Here is a 16,818-nt window from a genome sequence, read left to right as displayed (position 1 = left end):
GCCCCGAGCGGCTACTATGGACCGGTGTGCTCGCGCTCCGGCGTCGATCACCTGGAGACGTCGCATAGTCAGGCCTAGTGCACCACCCTGCTAAGGTGGAGTCCCCGTAAGGGGACCGAGGGTTCAAATCCCTCCGTCTCCGCCGCGAAAAGCCCCGGTTCGCCGGGGCTTTCGTCGTTGGTGCGCGTCGCCAGGGGCGATCGGCCCGGACGCGATGATCGTGCCGCGGTGTCGTGAACTCGATCGCCTGACGAGCGCCTCGATCCGGTCGCCCGACCCGGCTACACCTCCCGCGGCGGCGCCGTCGACTCCCGCACGACGAGCTCGGCCGAGAGCTGCACGCGGCGGTTGGCGATCGTCTCACCGCGCGACATGGCCAGGGCCAGGCGTGCGGCCTCGGATGCCATGCCGGCCAGCGGCTGATGGACGGTGGTGAGCTGCGGGTTCACCCAGCGGCACAGGTCGACGTCGTCGAAGCCGACGACGGAGAGATCCTCGGGCACGCTCAGACCCCGCTCGCGCGCGGCCAGGTAGATGCCGTAGGCCTGCTCGTCGGAGCCGCTGATGATCGCGGTCGGACGGTCGGGGGCGTCGAGCAGCTCCCCACCGAACCGGATGCCGCCCGAGGTGAGCGAGTCGCCGATGCGAACCAGTGACGGATCGGGGACGATGCCCCGGCGTCCGAGCGCCGACATGTAGCCATCGAGCCGGTCCTGATGACACTCGAGGTTCAGGGGGCCGGTCACGAACCCGATGCGCGTGTGTCCGAGATCGAGCAAGTGGTCGGTGGCATCCCGTGCCCCGGACCAGTCGGCGGCAGACACCGTGACGAACGACTCGGTGTCGGTGCCCACGGGGTCGACCAGCACGACGGGCACGTTCAGCCGGGCGAGCTCGTCGCGCCCGACCGGGTCGATCTCGGTGACGACGATGACGATCCCGTCGGTGCCGCGTCCGGCGACGCGCTGCAGCCACTCGGGGGAGCCGGCCGGTGAGCCGTCGGTGGCGGTGACGACGAGATCGGCCCCCGCGCGGGCCGCCTCGGCTTGCGCCCCGCGCAAGAGCTCGGTGGCCCACTGCGTCTCGAGACTCACGATCACGAAATCGAGCAGAGAAGTTTCGCGACGGGCTTTGCGTCGTTCGTAACCGCGCTCCTCGAGCAGCTTCTCGATCTCTTCGCGCTTGGGGGCGGAGATGCCCGGGCGCCCGTTGAGGACGCGCGAGACGGTCGGCACGGAGACTCCGGCGACGTGGGCGATCTCCGCCAACGTGGCGGTGCGCTGCGACATGTGCTCCCTCTTCCCGTCCGACGCCCCCAGGGCACTTGACCGCGGAGCGGCGGTGGATCTACTATAACCATCACGCAAGTTGCGCAACAAGTTGCTTCCAGTGTCGGTAAAACTTGCGATGCAAAACGTGCGCCATGCAACGATCGCTGGCGCACCACACCTGCAGCACAAGAGGAGAAAATCCATGTCAAAGAAGACATCCCCGTGGCGCCGTGTCGGCGCGACGGCTGTCGCAGGAATCGCCCTGCTGTCGCTCGTCGCCTGTTCGGGCGGCGGTTCGGGCGGCGGGAGTGACTCGGGTTCGGCGACCGAGGGAGATCTGGTGTGGTGGGGGTGGACGCCGGACAAGCCCGTGGCCGATCAGCTGATCGCGGCGTTCAACGAGGAGTACCCCGACATCAAGGTCGAGTTCGTCTCGAAGCCGATCGACAACTACGACTCGGTCATGGGACCCGCCATCACCTCGGCCGACGGCCCTGACATCTTCAACGTCGCTCCCGGTTCGGCCAACGGCGGCGTCGAGACCTTCCAGGCCGGTGCGATCGACCTCGGTCCCGTGGTCGAGGAGTCGCTCGGCGCGGATTGGCGCGAGAAGCTGTCGGCATCCGGAGTCGAGGGACTCGTCGTCGACGACAAGGTCGTCGGGCTCTCGGCCGGTTCGGTGTACTCGGGCAGCATCTGGATCAACAAGGACATGTTCGACGCTCAGGGGCTGACGCCCCCGACGACGCTGGACGAGTGGAAGAAGGTCTGCGCGACGTTCCAGGCCGCGGGCCAGGGCTGCTTCGTCCAGGGCGCGGGACAGTGGGCGTTCGACATGGACACCTTCGAGGCGATCATGGAGAACGTCGAGCCCGGTGCGTACATCGAGGCCTCGCTCGGCCAGCGGTCCTACACCGACCCGGCGTTCACCGAGGGCATGGAGATCTGGAAGTCGCTCTTCGACGACGGGATCATGCAGGAAGGCGCCGTCGGACTCCAGCAGTACCCCGACGCCAGCAACGCCTTCATGTCGGGCCAGTACGCGATGGTCATGATGGGCACCTGGTACACGCAGTACACCGTGCGCGACACGATGATCGGCGCGATGGAGGCCGCGGGCGTGTCCAACCCCGAACCCTTCACGATGATCCCGATCCAGTTCCCCGACGTGGCCGGCACCGGCAACACCGGCAACATGTTCGGTGACGCCGACTACGGTCTCGCCATCAGCGCCCAGTCCGACCAGCAGGCCGCGGCCAAGACCTTCGTCACGTGGCTGACCACGACCGAAGCCGGTCAGCAGACGGTCGCCAACACGCTCAACGACATCCCGTCGCTGCTCGGCATCCAGCCCCAGTGGGACCAGATCGACCTGGTCACCCCCGCGGTCCAGCTCGAGGCGCTCCAGAAGTACACCGACGTCGCGGCCTCGTCGTCGCAGCCGCGGTTCGCCACGGTCTCGGCCGACTTGAACAGCGCCTTCCGGGACGCTCTCATCGGCGTCGCCACGGGTGACGTCACCATCGACGCCGCACTGGCCGGCCTGCAGTCCGTCGTGGACTCGCAGAAGTAACCAGTGCTGCCACCCCTCCGTGGGCGGGACGTCTCCCGCCCACGGAGGGGACCCCTGCCCGACTCAAGGAAGAGCACATGAGCACCCTCACAGAAACCCTCGTCACCGCGGGTCGGTCGCGACGCGACGCGAGACGCGGCCCGCGCAGCGGGCGGAAGTCCCCCTACCCCGGCGGTCTTCCCTGGATCCTGCCGGCTCTCGCCCTGGTCGTCGGGATGATCTACTTCTCGATCGGCTACACCGGATACGTCTCCACGCTGGACTGGAACGGCTTCATCCTCAGCCCGTCGGAGTCCGTCGGAGGCGACAACTACGTCGCGATGTTCGGCGACACCGTCTTCTGGCAGGCGATCTGGCACACCGCGATCTTCTTCGTGGTCACCTTCACCGCGCAGACCGTCATCGGCTTCGTATTCGCGGCGATCATGCACTCGCGCATCCACCTCGCGCCCCTGTACAAGGTCATCATCTTCGTCCCCACCGTCCTCGCACCCGCGACGATGGCTCCCGTCTTCCGCCTGATCTTCGACGCGAACGGGTCGTTCAACGGCATCCTCTCGGCGATCGGCCTCGGCTCGCTCACCCAGCCCTGGCTGGCCGGCAACGTCACCGCGATGGCGGTCGTCATGCTCGTCACGATCTGGCAGTGGACGGGTCTGACCTTCATCCTCTTCTACGCCGCGATGAGCCAGATCGAGCCCGAGATCCTCGAGGCCGCGCGGGTCGACGGGGCCGGCAACATCCGCACGCTCTGGTCGATCGTCTGGCCGATGTGCCGCGGCACCGCCGTCGCCCTCGCCGTGCTCGGTGTGATCGGCGCGCTGAAGACGTTCGACGTGCCGTACCTGGTGACCAAGGCCGGGCCCAACCACGCCACGGAGTTCCTCGGCACCTACATCTTCCAGACCATGGTCCAGGAGAAGCACTTCGGTTACGCCGCGGCGATCTCGATCGCCCTGCTCGTGCTGGCGATCGGCGGCGGTCTGCTGATGAACCGGATCAACCGACAGTCCGAAGGAGCCTGATCCATGTTCGACATCCGCTCCCGATCCTCGCGCTGGGGCCTGCAGCTCCTCGCGACACTGATCGTGCTGCCGTACCTGTTCCCGCTCATCGCGATGGTGCAGGGGTCGCTCGCCGGCCAGGGCTTCGGCAACTACGCCAAGGTCTTCGCCACCGGCATCGTCCACGTCTACTTCCTGAACAGCATCATCATCGCCGCTTCGACGATCGCCCTCGTCTACGTGTGCACGATGCTCGCCGCGTTCGGCTTCGCGAAGCTGCGGATCGCCGGCAAGGAGATCTGGTTCTGGCTCCTTCTCGTCGCGCTGACGATGCCCGAGGCGGTCCTTCTGACGCCGCTGTTCGTCACCGCATCAAAGTTCGACATGTACAACGAGCTCATCGCCGTGATCCTGCCGCTCGCGGCCCTGCAGGTGCCCTTCACGGTGCTCCTCGCGCGCAGCTTCTTCAACGGCATTCCGACCGAGCTGATGGAGGCGGGGCGCATCGACGGCGCGAACATCGTCCGGGTGTTCTGGCACATCGTGCTCCCGCTCACCCGCCCGATCGCGGGGGCCGTGGTCGTGCTGACCCTCATCAACAGCTGGAACGCCTACCTGCTGCCCCTGCTGATGCTGAACGATCCGAGCAAGCAGGTGGTGACGCTGCTCCCCACCTTCTTCATGAGCCAGTACACCAACGACCAGACGGGCGTCCTGGCGGCGGCGGTCATCACGGCCGTGCCGGTGATCGCGGCCTACCTCCTCCTCCAGCGCTCCTTCGAGCGCGGCCTCGCGGCGGGAGCGCTCAAGTGACGCGCGGGCTGCTCGCGGGGCAGTTCGCCGTGGTCACGGCCGGGACGTCCGGGATCGGTCGCGCCATCGTCGAACGCTTCGTGGCCGAGGGGGCCGACGTCCTCACGACCGGGCTCACCCCGGCGCGCATCGCCGAGGCGCGCGAGGCGTGGGGCGACCGTGTCCGGGTGCTGCAGGCCGACGCCAGCAGCCTCGACGGCCTCGACGAGCTCGCGGCGGCGGCGCGGGAGCGCAGCGGCGGCGTCGACGTCCTGGTCGCCAACGCCGGGCGCGACGTCGCGTCGACCCCGATCGCCGAGACGGATGCCACGGCTTTCGACCACGTCAGCGACCTCAACTTCCGCGGGACGTTCTTCACGGCGCAGCGGTTCGCGCCCCTGCTGAACGATCACGCCCGCATCGTGCTGGTGTCCTCGATCGCGGGAACCAACGGCGGTCCCGGCCACGCCGTCTACAACGCGACCAAGGCGGCGGTCCGCTCGCTCGCCCGCACGCTGACGGCGGAGCTGGGGGAGCGCGGCATCCGGGCCAACTCGGTGAGCCCCGGCCCCACCGCGACGGCGGGTTTCGATCAGTTCACCGGAGGCTCCGAGTCCGTGGCGGCCGCGGTGGCCGAGATGGTGCCGCTCCGGCGGATCGGGCGTCCGGACGAGGTGGCCGCGGCCGTGGCGTTCCTCGCCAGCGCCGAATCGAGCTTCGTGGCCGGTGTGGACCTCGTCGTCGACGGCGGCATGAGCCAGGTCTGACCCTTCCCCCGTTCCCTTTTCGTTCTCTCGTTCATCCCCCAAGAAGAAGGACTCCTCTTGAGCACTCCCCTGAAATTCGCCGTCATCGGCACCGGCTGGCGGTCCGATTTCCACATCCGCATGGCCGCCGCCGCGCCCGACCGGCTGGAGGCCGTCGGCGTCCTCGCCCGCAGCGACGAGGCCGCCGAGCGCATGGCCCAGCGATGGGGGATCCCCGTCCTCCGCACGATCGACGAGGTCCTCGCGCTCGAGCCGGACTTCGTGATCGCCTCCGTCTCGTGGCCGTCGATGCCCGGTGTCGTGACCGAGCTCGTCGAGCGCGGCGCCAAGGTCCTGGCCGAGACCCCGCCGGCTCCGACGGCGGACGGCCTGCGCGAGCTGTGGGCGGCGGTCGGTGCCTCCGGTCGAGTGCAGGTCGCCGAGCAGTACATGCTCATGCCGGGTCACGCGGCGCGGCTCGAGGTCGTGCGGTCGGGCGCCATCGGTGAGCCGACCGCGGTCGAGGTCGCTTCGACCCACCTGTACCACGCGACGTCGATCATGCGCGCCTACCTCGGTGCGGGCATGGAGGATGCCGTCGTCTCGGCACGCACGTTCACCGCCCCGCTGGCCGACCCCCTGACGTTCGACGGCTGGGTCGAGAACCCGCAGCCGCAGCCGCGCACGACGACGATCGGCACGATCGACTTCGGCGACGGCCGGATGGGGCTGTACGACTTCGTCGACAACCAGTGGTGGAATCCGCTGCTGGCCCGGCGCCTCGTGGTCCGCGGATCGCTCGGTGAGATCGTCGACGACTCCGTCACGCGCCTGTCGAGCGAGGGCGTGCTGACCTCGCCCATCACGTACCGCCGCACCGGAGTCGACATGAACCTCGAGGGCAACGAGGTCGTCTCGGCCGCGTTCGAGGGGCGCATCGTCTACCGGAACCCCTGGGTCGGCACGCGCCTGTCGGAGGACGACATCGCGGTCGCGTCGTTCCTCGAGCTCACCGGGCGCTGGGCGCGCGGCGAAGCCGAGGGCCCCTACTCCCTGGCGGACGCCTGCCAGGACCATCTGCTCGGGCTCGCCATCGAAGAGTCCGCTCGTAACCGCGCCGACGTGCGCGTCACCAAGGAGGTGTGGGCCTGATGCCCCTCATCACGATCGAAGTTTCCGAGACCGTCCCCGTCGCCACGCGCCTGGCGTATGCCGAGGCCGTGCACCAGGGTCTCGCCGAAGGCCTGGGCATGGACATCGAGGACCGTTTCCAGGTGATCCACCCGCTGCCCGCGGATCACATCATCGCCGACCCCCACTACCTCGGCGGCGAGCGTCGCGACGTCCTCTACGTTCGCATCCTCATGGTCAGCATGTACGACGACGAGACCAAGGCTCGGGCGTTCCGCGCTGTCGCGCGCCGCTTGGAGGCGGAGGGTGTGCGGCCCGACGACGTCTTCATCGCGGTGACCGAGAACACGATTCCCGACTGGTACCCGGGCGCGCGCGGGGAGTCCACGCCCGATGCCTGATCTCTCGCAGCGCCGCGTCGGTGGACGCGTGCGTCTCGTCGACCCGTCCGGGCGTCCCCTCGCGGGCGCCCGGGCGCGGGTCGAGCAGACCGCGCACGCCTTCGGGTTCGGCAACATCGGTTTCGACTTCCTCGAGTGGATCGGGGGCGCGCCCGATCTCGAGGGCGCGCGTGAACTCGAGCACTTCGGGGGAGCGCTCTCCCCGGACCCCGAACGTTTGGCCGCCGACTATCTCGACCTCTTCAACGCGGTCACCCTGCCCTTCTACTGGCGCGGGTACGAGCCCCAGCGGGGGCAGACCGACGAGGTCCGCCTGAAGCGCACCGCCGAGTGGTTCGCCGCGCGCGACGTCCAGATCAAGGGCCACCCCCTCGTCTGGCACACGCTCACGCCGTCGTGGCTGCTCGACCTGAGCGACACCGAGGTCGAGGACGTCCTGCGCGACCGCGTCCGCACCACCGTGGCGAACTTCGCCGGGGTGATCGACCTGTGGGATGCCATCAACGAAGCGGTGATCCTGCCGGTGTTCACCGCCGAAGAGAACGCCGTCACGCGCTTGGCGCAGTCCAAGGGCCGCGTCGAGATGGTGAAGCTGGCGTTCGAGTCCGCCCGCGAGGCGAACCCCGATGCTCGCCTCGTGCTCAACGACTTCGACCTGTCGGCGGACTACGAGCGCCTCATCGCGGACTGCCTGGATGCCGGCATCCAGATCGATGCGCTCGGGGTGCAGACCCACATGCACCAGGGGTTCCGCGGCGAGGAGCAGATCGCGCAGATCCTGGAGCGCTTCGCCGCGTTCGGGCTGCCGCTGCAGATGACCGAGACGACGCTGCTCTCGGGGGACGTCATGCCTCCCGAGATCGTCGACCTCAACGACTACATCGTCGACGAGTGGCCGAGCACCCCCGAGGGGGAGGCGCGGCAGGCCGAGGAGATCGTGCGCCACTACCGCACGGTGCTCGCGAACCCGGCCGTCGAGTCGCTCACCTACTGGGGCATCACCGACCACGGCTCCTGGCTCGGCGCTCCCGCCGGAATCCTCCGCGCCGACGGCAGCCGCAAGCCGGCCTACGACGCGCTGCACGCGCTCATCCGCGGCGAATGGTGGATGGGGTCGACCGACCTCATCTCCGACGCCGACGGTCTCGTCGCCGTCGACGGGTTCGCGGGCCGGTACCGCGTCGACAGCGGCGCGGCATCCGTCGTCGTCGAGGTGTCGGACTCCACGCCGATCGAGATCGTGGTCGATCCCGATGCCCGGTGAGGTGACCGAAACCGCACGCGCCGGCGGCGGGGTGAGCGACGTCGTCGCCCTCGCCGCCGGTGCGGCCCCGGCCCTCCGAGCCGCGAGCCGCGAGGTGCGGGCCGGCTGGCTGCGGGGAGTCGCGGACGCTCTGGATGCCGAGGCGGACGCGCTCGTCGAGATCGCCGACCGTGAGACGCACCTGGGCGCCGAGCGCTTGCGCGGCGAGGTGGCCCGCACCACCGGGCAGCTGCGCCTGTTCGCCGGAGTGATCGAGGAGGGCTCGTACCTCGAGGCGATCGTCGACGCCGCCGATCCCGCCGCGGTTCCGCCGCGCCCGGAGCTGCGTCGCCTGCTGCGGCCGCTCGGCACGGTCGCCGTCTTCTCGGCGTCGAACTTCCCCTTCGCGTTCTCGGTCGCCGGGGGAGACACCGCCGCGGCCCTGGCGGCGGGATGCCCCGTCGTGGTGAAGGGGCACTCCGGCCACCCGGAGCTGTCGCGGGCGACCGCGCGGGTCGTGACCGACGCGCTCGCCGCCGCCGGTGCGCCGGCGGGGACCTTCGGCCTCGTCGAGGGCCGCCAAGCGGGCCTCGATCTCGTGCGGGCACCGGCCGTCCGCGCCGCGGCCTTCACCGGCTCCCTCGCGGGGGCGCAGGGGTTGATGGACGAGATCGCCCGGCGCCCCGACCCGATCCCGTTCTTCGGCGAGCTCGGGAGCACGAACCCGGTCGTGGTCACCCCCGGCGCGATCGCCGCCCGGGGCGACGCGATCCTCGACGGGCTCGTCGCGTCCTTCACCCTCGGCGGCGGACAGTTCTGCACGAAGCCCGGACTGGTCTTCGTGCCGCGCGGGGTCGCGGATGACCCGCGCCTGCGGGAGCGCGTCGCGGAGCGCCCCGAGTTCACCCTGCTCACCGATCGCATCGCGGCGGCCTTCGCACCCGGGGTCGACCGCCTCCGCGAAGAGGGGGCGGCGCGCGTCGTCGCGGGCCAGGCGTCCGCGGCATCCGGTCCCGTACGTGCGGTGGTCGTCGCGACCGACATCGGCACGTTCCTCGAGCGCTCCGACGCGCTCCTGGAGGAGTGCTTCGGCCCCGTCACGGTGCTCGTGGAGTACGACGAGGTCGACGAGGTCGTCACGGCCCTCGCCCGGGTCGGCGGCTCGCTCACGGGCACGCTCCACGCGCAGCCGGGCGAGGCGATCGACGAGGTCGTCGCCGCTCTGGAAGAGCGCGTCGGACGCGTCGTCTTCGACGGGTGGCCCACCGGCGTCGCCGTGACGTGGAGCCAGCACCACGGCGGTCCCTGGCCCGCGACGACGAACACCTCCACCTCGGTGGGGGCCACCTCGATCCGTCGGTTCCTGCGCCCCGTCGCCTACCAGCAGGCGCCCGCCGCGGCGCTCCCCGCCGATCTGCGCGATGAGGCTCTGGCGGGCATCCCGCACCGCCGTAACGGTGAGCTCGTGCTGCCGTCCCCGAACAGAGGAACCACTCCATGACCGACGACGGACCCGCGCGCGGTATGCGCAGCGCCGAGTTCTACGGCGGCGATGACCGCAACGCCTACCTCCACCGCGCGTGGATGCGCCGCGGCGTGCCGGATCACGCCTTCGACGGGCGGCCGAACATCGCGATCGCCAACACCGCGTCCGAGCTCACGCCGTGCAACGCGCACCTCGACGAGGTCGCGCAGAGCGTCAAGAACGGTGTGTACGAGGCCGGCGGCATCCCGTACAACCTGCCGATGGTCTCGATCGGCGAGACGACCGTCCGCACGACCGCGATGCTGTGGCGCAACATGGCCGCGATGGCGGCCGAGGAGCTCCTCCGCGCGAATCCGGTGGATGCCGTGGTGCTGCTCGGCGGGTGCGACAAGACCATCCCCGCCCTGCTCATGGCCGCCGCGTCCGTCGGCATCCCGGCGATCGTCGTGCCCGGCGGGCCGATGCTCAACGGTACGTTCCGCGGAAAGCCCCTCGGGTGCGGGACCGACGTGTGGAAGCTCAGCGAAGAGGTGCGCGCGGGAGGTCTCACGAGCGATGTCTTCCGCTCCACCGAGTCCTCGATGATCCGCAGCCGGGGGCACTGCAACACGATGGGGACCGCGTCGACGATGGCGTTCATGGCCGAGGCCCTGGGCATGACGCTGCCCGGGATCGCCGGCATCCCGGCCCCCGACAGCCGCCTGCTGGAGTACTCGCACGCGACCGGCCGCCGCATCGTCGAGCTCGCGCGCGAGGGCCTGACCCCCGCGGACGTCATGACGAAGGCGTCGTTCCACAACGCGATCGTCGCGCTCGCCGCGATCGGCGGATCGACCAACGCCGTCGTGCATCTGCTCGCGATCGCGGGACGCGTGGGCGTCGACCTCACGCTCGACGACTTCGACGCGATCGGCGAGGGCGTTCCCCTGCTGGTCAACCTCCAGCCCGCGGGCACCTACCTGATGGAAGACCTCTTCCGCGCCGGCGGCTACCTTGCGGTCCTCCGGGAGGTGCGCGATCGCCTCGATCCCACGGCGATCACCGTCGCCGGCCGCCCGTTCGTCGACGAGCTCGACGCGCACGAGGTCTGGGACCGCACCGTGATCCGCGCGGCGGACGAGCCGCTTCTCCCGGATGCCGGGATCGTGGTGCTGCGCGGAAACCTCGCGCCGTCGGGAGCGATCATCAAACCCGCCGCGGCCACGCCGGCGCTGTTGCGTCACCGCGGTCCCGCCGTCGTGTTCGACTCCGTCGAAGACATGCGGGCCCGCATCGACGACCCCGACCTCGTCGTCGACGAGGACTCCGTGCTCGTGCTGCGCGGCTGCGGGCCGCGGGGATACCCCGGGATGCCCGAGGTGGCGAACATGCCCCTTCCGCGGAAGCTCCTCGAGCGCGGGGTGCGCGACATGGTCCGCATCTGCGACGGGCGCATGAGCGGAACCGCGTACGGCACCGTCGTGCTGCACGTCGCCCCCGAAGCCGCGGCCGGCGGCCCCCTCGCCCTCGTGCGCGACGGCGACCTGATCGAGCTCGACGTGGCGGGCCGGAGCCTGACGATGCTCGTCACCGACGAAGAGCTGCAGACGCGCGAGCCGGCGTCCGCCGCGACCGCCGCGTACGCCGCGCCCCGGCGCGGGTGGGAGCAGCTCTACGTCGACCACGTTCAGCAGGCCGACACCGGTGCCGACCTCGACTTCCTCGTCGGGGCGACCGGTCCGGCCGTCCTGCGCGAATCCCACTGACCATGAAGGAGCCCCGATGCCGTCCCTGATCCACGCCGCCGTGCTGCGAGAGCCCGGCGAACCCCCGCGGATCGAGCAGATCGAACTCGCCGACCCCGGTCCGGAGGAGATCCTCGTCGAGATCGAGGCGGCGGGCGTCTGTCACTCCGACCTCCACTACCTCCGGGGAGAGCTGCGATGCCCGCTCCCCGTCGTGCCGGGGCACGAGGGCGCCGGCCGCGTGCGGGCGGTCGGCGAGCGCACGAGCGGCGCGATCCGCGTGGGTGACCGGGTGGCCCTGCTGTGGCGGCCCAACTGCGGGCGGTGCCGGCAGTGCATGGTCGGCGCCCCCATCATGTGCGAGATGGGTGCGGTCCAGGCCCAGTCCGGCGGCCTGCTCGACGGCACGACGCGCATGAGCGACACCGACGGGCCCGTGCACCACTTGCTCGGGGCGTCGAGCTTCGCCGAGCGGGTCGTCGTGCACGAGCGCAGCGTCGTGCCCGTGCCCGACGACATCCCCGCCGAGATCGCCGCGATCGCGGGGTGCGCCGTGATCACCGGTGTCGGGGTCGCACGCAACGTCATCGGCCGGTGCCTGGGCGACCCGGTCGTCGTGATCGGTGCGGGCGGTGTGGGGCTCGCCGCGATCATGGGGGCGAAACTCTCCGGCGCCTACCCGCTCATCGCCGTCGACGTCGATGCGGACAAGCTCGAGCTCGCCCGCCGCCTCGGGGCCACGCACACCGTGCTCGCCGGGGACGGCGACCCGGTCGACGACGTGCTCGCGATCGCGCCGGGCGGCGTGGCGTGGGCCATCGAGGCCGTCGGGCGCCCGCAGACCCTCGCCAGTGCGGTCCGGATGCTCCGGCCGCTCGGCACGGCGGTCGCGGTCGGGCTCGGTGCCGTCGGGCAGACGTTCGAGGTGCCGATCAACGAGCTGGTGCAGCGGCAGAAGAAAATCGTCGGGTCGCTGTACGGCTCCTCGGTTCCGGCGCTGGATCTCCCCGCGATCTTCGAGCTCTACCGTGCGGGACTCCTTCCCCTCGACGAGCTCATCGGCACCCGCTACCCGCTCGACGGGGTGAACGAGGCGTTCGCCGCGCTCGCCGCGGGTGCGGTCGGGCGCGCGGTGATCCTGCCGGGCGGTGTCCCGGCATGACGTACGCGAGCTATCCGAGCCTGGCCGGACGCGTCGCCGTCGTGAGCGGTGGGGCGACCGGGCTCGGCGAGGAGATCGTCCGCCACCTCGTCGCGCAGGGCGCCCGTGTCGGGTTCGTCGACATCGACGTTCCGGCGGCGGAGGCGCTCGCCGCGGAGCTCGGCGAGGCCGCCCGATTCCTCCCGTGTGACGTGCGCGACATCCCCGCGCTCGAGGACGCCATCGCGCGTTTCGCCGACGAACTGGGTCCCGTGCAGATCCTCGTCAACAACGCCGCGCACGACCTGCGCCACACGATCGACGAGCTCGACGTGGCGTACTGGGACGACCGGCAGGCCGTGAACCTCCGGCACCACTTCTTCGCCGCGCGGGCCGTCGCCCCGATGATGCGGGCGGCGGGCGGCGGCTCGATCATCAACATGGGGTCGATCAGCGCGCACATCGATCTGCAGGACCTCGTCGGCTACATCACGGCCAAGGCCGGCATCGAGGGACTCACGCGTACGCTCGCCCGCGAGCTCGGGCCCGACCGCATCCGCGTGAACTGCGTCATCCCGGGCTGGGTCATGACGTCGCGGCAGGTGCGCGACTGGGTGACGCCCGAGGCCGAGGAGCACATCCGGCGCAGCCAGAGCCTGGAAGACAAGGTGTACCCGGCCGACGTGGCACGCATGGTGCTGTGGCTGGCCGCCGACGACTCGGCCATGTGCACGGCGCAGAAGTGGGTGGTCGACGGTGGGTGGCTCTGACCTGACACGTCCGGCCGAGGTCCGCTGGATCGGCGACGCGGCGGTCGACCACGGCGAGGGCGCCTTCTGGGATGCCACGACGGGCACGCTGCGCCACGTCGACATGCTCGCCGGTGACCTCATCACGGTCGCCGGGGAGGTGGCATCCGTCGATCGCACGCCCGTGGCCGACGTCCTGAGCGTGATCCGGCGTCGTCGGGGCGGCGGGTTCGTCGCTGCGGTGGAGCGCGGTTTCGCGCTGCTCGACGACGATCTCGCCGTCGTCCAACGGATCCCGGTGTTCGACGACCCCGCGGTGCGCATGAACGAGGGCGCGTGCGACGCGGCGGGCCGCTTCTTCTGCGGCTCGATGGCCTACGACATGCGACCGGGCGGTGGGCGGCTGTACCGTCTCGACCCCGACCTGAGCGTCCACGTCGCACTGGAGGGGGTGTCGATCCCGAACGGACTGGTGTGGACGGATGCCGGGACCACGGCGCTCCACGCCGACACACTGTCCCGCGAGATCAGGGCCTACGACTACGACCCCGATCGCGGTACGTTCGGCGCCTCGCGGGTGTTCGTGCGGATCGACGACGAGGCTCCGGGGTCGCCCGACGGCATGGCCCTCGACGACGAGGGCGGCCTGTGGGTCGCGATGTGGGGCGGCGGTGCGGTGCACCGTTACGACTCCGACGGGCGACTCGATCAGGTGCTGCCGCTCCCCGTGACGAACCCGACGTCGTGCGCGTTCGGCGACGGCGATCATCCGGTCCTGTACGTCACGACCTCGCGTCAGGGGATCGCGGCGGGGGAGGAGCCGCTCGCGGGTCGCGTCGCGGCGGTTCCGTCGAGCGTGCGCGGGGCGCCGGTCTTCGCTTTCGCCGGCTGAGGACGACGGCGCACCCGGGATATCCCGAGTGCGCCGTCCCGCGATAATCCCCGTCACTCCTGGATGAACGCCAGGATGTCGGGGTTCAGGACGTCGGCGTGCGTGGTGAGCATGCCGTGGGGGTAGCCCTCGTAGATCTTCAGCGTGGAGTTCTGCAGCAACTCGTGCTGCAGGAGCGCCGCGGCCTTGTAGGGCACGACCTGGTCGTCGTCGCCCTGGAGGACGAGGACGGGGACGGTGATGGCCTTGAGATCTTCGGTCTGGTCGGTCTCCGAGAACGCCGTGATGCCGAGGTAGTGGGCGAGGGTGCTTCCGGTCATGCCCTGACGCCACCAGTTGTCGACGACGCGCTTCTGCGTCTCGACGCCCTCGCGGTTGAAGCCGTAGAAGGGTCCGGATGCCACGGCCTCGAAGAACTCGGCACGGTTGGCCGCGAGCGCCGCGCGGAACCCGTCGAAGACGTCCAGCGGGGTGCCCTCGGGGTTGTTCTCGGTCTGCAGCATGAGCGGGGGGACGGCGGCGACGAGCACGGCCTTCGCGACGCGGCCCTGCGGCTCGCCGTACTGCGCGACGTAGCGGGCGACCTGGCCGCCGCCGGTGGAGTGGCCGATGTGGATGGCGTTGTGCAGGTCGAGGTGCTCGACGACGGCGGAGGCGTCGCTGGCGTAGTGGTCCATGTCGTGACCGGTGCCGATCTGCGACGAGCGGCCGTGTCCGCGGCGGTCGCTGGCGATGACGCGGTACCCCTTGTCGAGGAAGTACAGCAGCTGCGCGTCCCAGTCGTCCGACGACAGCGGCCAGCCGTGGTGGAACATGATCGGCTGGGCGGCGGGGTCGCCCCAGTCCTTGAAGTAGATCTCCGCGCCGTCTTCGGTGGTGACGTATCCCATGATCGAACCTTCCGTGTGTCGTCGTGATGGTGTGACTACTGCGCGGGCGTGCCGGACGGATCGCGTCGTGGGAGCGCTCGCACGAGGCGATTCCACCCCGGGTGTGCCGGTCTGTCCAGTGTCCGTTCGGGATACGGACGGTGACGTTACGCCCTTCGTACCTCCAGGGCGTCGATCCCCGGCATCCCGAACCACGACCGTCCGCCGACGGCATCCACGATCGTCATCAGCACGGTGTCGCACGAGCGGCAGCGCGCGACGGCGCCCATCGCGCTCACGTACACCGCGACTCGGGCGACGGCGCCCCCGTCTCCGCAGGCCCGACAGCGGACGAGGGAGTCGGTGGCATCCCACCCCAGCAGGTCGGCCAGGCGGCCGGCGAGCGCGTTGCCGTCGAGAACGTCCATCACGAGCCTCCGAATCGCTCGGTGCGGATGTCGCCGGGGCGGTGCCCGGCATCCAGGAGCCAGCGCGACACGGCCTCGACGAACGGGGTCGGACCGCACACGTACACCCGGGGCGCGCGCTCGGCCCCGACGACCGCGTCGCTCAGGCGCTCCGCGGTGAGTCGCCCCGGTGGCACCGTGGCCCCGGGGGGAGCGGTGCGGGTGTACACGGGGTCGTACCGGAGGGTTCCGGATGCCGCGAGGGCGGCGAGCTCGTCGGCGAAGAACACGTCCTGCGGCGTGCGCACCGAATACAGCAGCCGGAATTCGCTCGCGTCGCCGCTGTCGGCGTGCGCTCGCGCCATCGCGAAGAGGGGCACGACGCCCGAGCCGCCGGCGATCAACTGCACGGGGCGAGGGTCGGGGTCGGGTGTCGGTGTCCAGACGAAGAACGCCCCGAGGGGCCCGTGCACCTCGATCTCGTCGCCGGCCCGCAGGTCGTGCACGAGGAAAGGCGACACTTCGCCCTCGGTCACCTCGTCCACGGCGAGCGTGACGCGCGTGCCCTCGCCCGCCGAGGCGATCGAGTAGGACCGCGAGGCCTGGTAGCCGTCGGGTGCGGTCAGGCGCAGATCGAGGTGTGCTCCGGCGTCGTTGCCCGGCCATGTCGGGATGTCGAGCTCGATGCGGCGCGCGGTCGGCGTCTCGGGGCGCACGTCGGCAACCGTCGCGGTGTGCCACGCGGTCGGGCGGCGCGTCACCAGTACCGCTCCTCCTGCCACGGGTCGCCGTGCAGGTGGTAGCCGTTCTGCTCCCAGAAGCCGGGATCGTCGTCGGGCATGGTCACGAGGCCCCGCACCCACTTGGCGCTCTTCCAGAAGTACAGGTGCGGGACGAGCAGCCGGGCGGGCCCACCGTGCTCCGGGGTCAGCGGCTCGCCGTCGGCCTCGAACGCGATCCAGCTCTTGCCGTCGAGCAGGTCTTCCAGCGGGACGTTCGTGGTGTAGCCACCGTACGAGTGCGCCATGACGAAGTCGTGCGCGGTCTCGACCTCGTCGAAGATGCGGTCCAGCGACACCCCGCGCCACGGCATGTCGAGCTTGGTCCAGTGCGTGACGCAGTGGATGTCGACGGTGATGTCCTCCATGCCGAGAGCCTGCAGCTGCGCCGTGTTCCACCGGTGGTCGCCGTTCTCGGTGCGAACGACGAACTCCCAGGCGTCCGCCTCGATCTCGGGGGTGGGGCCCGCCGAGAGCACCGGCCAGTCGCCGACGAGGGTCTGTCCGGGAGGGAGGCGTGGATCGCGTTCGGCGCGGCGACCCGAGAAGCCTCGAGTGATGAACGACATGGATGCCTCTTTCCTCCCGGAGCCCGACGAGTTTCACCCTA

The 16,818-nt window shown here is 70.5% G+C and carries 17 protein-coding genes and 1 tRNA gene; 13 read left to right on the top strand and 5 right to left on the bottom strand.

Annotated features, from left to right (window positions below):
• Window positions 1–53: 53 nt before the first annotated feature.
• Window positions 54–142, top strand: a tRNA-Ser gene (locus tag LQV45_RS02550).
• Between the two features lie 139 nt (window positions 143–281).
• Here LQV45_RS02550 and LQV45_RS02545 read toward each other — a convergent pair.
• On the bottom strand, window positions 282–1,289 hold the full coding sequence (locus LQV45_RS02545) for a LacI family DNA-binding transcriptional regulator (RefSeq protein WP_230005601.1): 1,008 nt from the start codon (window positions 1,287–1,289) through the stop codon (window positions 282–284).
• A 184-nt stretch (window positions 1,290–1,473) separates the two neighbouring features.
• Between LQV45_RS02545 and LQV45_RS02540 the strand changes: the two genes are divergently transcribed.
• The 12 genes from LQV45_RS02540 (at window position 1,474) to LQV45_RS02485 (ending at window position 14,153) form a co-directional block, all read left to right on the top strand.
• Window positions 1,474–2,844, top strand: coding sequence for an extracellular solute-binding protein (locus tag LQV45_RS02540; RefSeq protein ID WP_138173483.1), 1,371 nt, complete (start codon window positions 1,474–1,476; stop codon window positions 2,842–2,844).
• A 77-nt stretch (window positions 2,845–2,921) separates the two neighbouring features.
• A complete protein-coding gene (locus tag LQV45_RS02535) occupies window positions 2,922–3,869 on the top strand; it encodes a carbohydrate ABC transporter permease (protein ID WP_230005600.1) in 948 nt (315 codons plus the stop codon).
• Window positions 3,870–3,872: 3 nt separating this feature from the next.
• Window positions 3,873–4,661: a carbohydrate ABC transporter permease gene (locus tag LQV45_RS02530; RefSeq protein WP_230005599.1), complete on the top strand. Its 789-nt coding sequence runs from the start codon at window positions 3,873–3,875 to the stop codon at window positions 4,659–4,661.
• Window positions 4,658–5,407 carry an SDR family oxidoreductase gene (locus LQV45_RS02525; RefSeq protein WP_230005598.1) on the top strand — a complete coding sequence of 250 codons (750 nt, stop codon included), beginning with the start codon at window positions 4,658–4,660 and terminating at the stop codon, window positions 5,405–5,407. Before LQV45_RS02530 ends, LQV45_RS02525 begins: the two co-directional genes overlap by 4 nt.
• 57 nt (window positions 5,408–5,464) lie before the next feature.
• Window positions 5,465–6,538: a Gfo/Idh/MocA family protein gene (locus LQV45_RS02520; protein ID WP_230005597.1), complete on the top strand. Its 1,074-nt coding sequence runs from the start codon at window positions 5,465–5,467 to the stop codon at window positions 6,536–6,538.
• Window positions 6,538–6,918 (top strand): tautomerase family protein, encoded by a 381-nt coding sequence (locus tag LQV45_RS02515; protein WP_138173473.1) that lies wholly within the window; start codon window positions 6,538–6,540, stop codon window positions 6,916–6,918. The genes LQV45_RS02520 and LQV45_RS02515 overlap by 1 nt, the downstream gene beginning before the upstream one ends.
• On the top strand, window positions 6,911–8,182 hold the full coding sequence (locus LQV45_RS02510; protein ID WP_230005596.1) for an endo-1,4-beta-xylanase: 1,272 nt from the start codon (window positions 6,911–6,913) through the stop codon (window positions 8,180–8,182). Before LQV45_RS02515 ends, LQV45_RS02510 begins: the two co-directional genes overlap by 8 nt.
• A 1-nt stretch (window position 8,183) precedes the next feature.
• Window positions 8,184–9,662 carry an aldehyde dehydrogenase family protein gene (locus tag LQV45_RS02505; protein WP_374208129.1) on the top strand — a complete coding sequence of 493 codons (1,479 nt, stop codon included), beginning with the start codon at window positions 8,184–8,186 and terminating at the stop codon, window positions 9,660–9,662.
• Window positions 9,659–11,392, top strand: coding sequence for an IlvD/Edd family dehydratase (locus tag LQV45_RS02500; protein ID WP_230005595.1), 1,734 nt, complete (start codon window positions 9,659–9,661; stop codon window positions 11,390–11,392). Before LQV45_RS02505 ends, LQV45_RS02500 begins: the two co-directional genes overlap by 4 nt.
• Window positions 11,393–11,408: 16 nt before the next feature.
• A complete protein-coding gene (locus tag LQV45_RS02495) occupies window positions 11,409–12,533 on the top strand; it encodes a zinc-binding dehydrogenase (protein WP_230005594.1) in 1,125 nt (374 codons plus the stop codon).
• On the top strand, window positions 12,530–13,282 hold the full coding sequence (locus tag LQV45_RS02490) for an SDR family NAD(P)-dependent oxidoreductase (RefSeq protein WP_230005593.1): 753 nt from the start codon (window positions 12,530–12,532) through the stop codon (window positions 13,280–13,282). Before LQV45_RS02495 ends, LQV45_RS02490 begins: the two co-directional genes overlap by 4 nt.
• Window positions 13,269–14,153: an SMP-30/gluconolactonase/LRE family protein gene (locus LQV45_RS02485; protein ID WP_230005592.1), complete on the top strand. Its 885-nt coding sequence runs from the start codon at window positions 13,269–13,271 to the stop codon at window positions 14,151–14,153. Before LQV45_RS02490 ends, LQV45_RS02485 begins: the two co-directional genes overlap by 14 nt.
• Window positions 14,154–14,206: 53 nt before the next feature.
• Here the strand turns inward: LQV45_RS02485 and LQV45_RS02480 are convergent, their stop codons facing one another.
• The 4 genes from LQV45_RS02480 to LQV45_RS02465 form a co-directional block, all read right to left on the bottom strand.
• Window positions 14,207–15,043 (bottom strand): alpha/beta fold hydrolase, encoded by an 837-nt coding sequence (locus LQV45_RS02480; protein ID WP_230005591.1) that lies wholly within the window; start codon window positions 15,041–15,043, stop codon window positions 14,207–14,209.
• A gap of 146 nt (window positions 15,044–15,189) precedes the next feature.
• Window positions 15,190–15,450, bottom strand: a complete 261-nt coding sequence (locus LQV45_RS02475) for a DUF6510 family protein (RefSeq protein ID WP_230005590.1) — start codon at window positions 15,448–15,450, stop codon at window positions 15,190–15,192.
• Entirely contained in the window at window positions 15,450–16,193 is a 744-nt protein-coding gene (locus LQV45_RS02470) for an FAD-binding oxidoreductase (protein WP_374208130.1), read from the bottom strand. Before LQV45_RS02470 ends, LQV45_RS02475 begins: the two co-directional genes overlap by 1 nt.
• Window positions 16,187–16,777 carry a molybdopterin-dependent oxidoreductase gene (locus LQV45_RS02465; RefSeq protein ID WP_230005588.1) on the bottom strand — a complete coding sequence of 197 codons (591 nt, stop codon included), beginning with the start codon at window positions 16,775–16,777 and terminating at the stop codon, window positions 16,187–16,189. Before LQV45_RS02465 ends, LQV45_RS02470 begins: the two co-directional genes overlap by 7 nt.
• Window positions 16,778–16,818: the final 41 nt, after the last annotated feature.

The organism is Microbacterium sp. Bi128 (assembly GCF_918698205.1).
This window is presented reverse-complemented; position numbering and strand designations above follow the sequence as displayed.

Bases quoted from the DNA above. Each gene is read 5' to 3' on its own strand.
- LQV45_RS02545 (WP_230005601.1), bottom strand. From the start codon at position 1,289: ATGTCGCAGCGCACCGCCACGTTGGCGGAGATCGCCCACGTCGCCGGA.
- LQV45_RS02540 (WP_138173483.1), top strand. From the start codon at position 1,474: ATGTCAAAGAAGACATCCCCGTGGCGCCGTGTCGGCGCGACGGCTGTC.
- LQV45_RS02535 (WP_230005600.1), top strand. From the start codon at position 2,922: ATGAGCACCCTCACAGAAACCCTCGTCACCGCGGGTCGGTCGCGACGC.
- LQV45_RS02530 (WP_230005599.1), top strand. From the start codon at position 3,873: ATGTTCGACATCCGCTCCCGATCCTCGCGCTGGGGCCTGCAGCTCCTC.
- LQV45_RS02515 (WP_138173473.1), top strand. From the start codon at position 6,538: ATGCCCCTCATCACGATCGAAGTTTCCGAGACCGTCCCCGTCGCCACG.
- LQV45_RS02510 (WP_230005596.1), top strand. From the start codon at position 6,911: ATGCCTGATCTCTCGCAGCGCCGCGTCGGTGGACGCGTGCGTCTCGTC.
- LQV45_RS02500 (WP_230005595.1), top strand. From the start codon at position 9,659: ATGACCGACGACGGACCCGCGCGCGGTATGCGCAGCGCCGAGTTCTAC.
- LQV45_RS02495 (WP_230005594.1), top strand. From the start codon at position 11,409: ATGCCGTCCCTGATCCACGCCGCCGTGCTGCGAGAGCCCGGCGAACCC.
- LQV45_RS02490 (WP_230005593.1), top strand. From the start codon at position 12,530: ATGACGTACGCGAGCTATCCGAGCCTGGCCGGACGCGTCGCCGTCGTG.
- LQV45_RS02480 (WP_230005591.1), bottom strand. From the start codon at position 15,043: ATGGGATACGTCACCACCGAAGACGGCGCGGAGATCTACTTCAAGGAC.
- LQV45_RS02475 (WP_230005590.1), bottom strand. From the start codon at position 15,450: ATGGACGTTCTCGACGGCAACGCGCTCGCCGGCCGCCTGGCCGACCTG.
- LQV45_RS02465 (WP_230005588.1), bottom strand. From the start codon at position 16,777: ATGTCGTTCATCACTCGAGGCTTCTCGGGTCGCCGCGCCGAACGCGAT.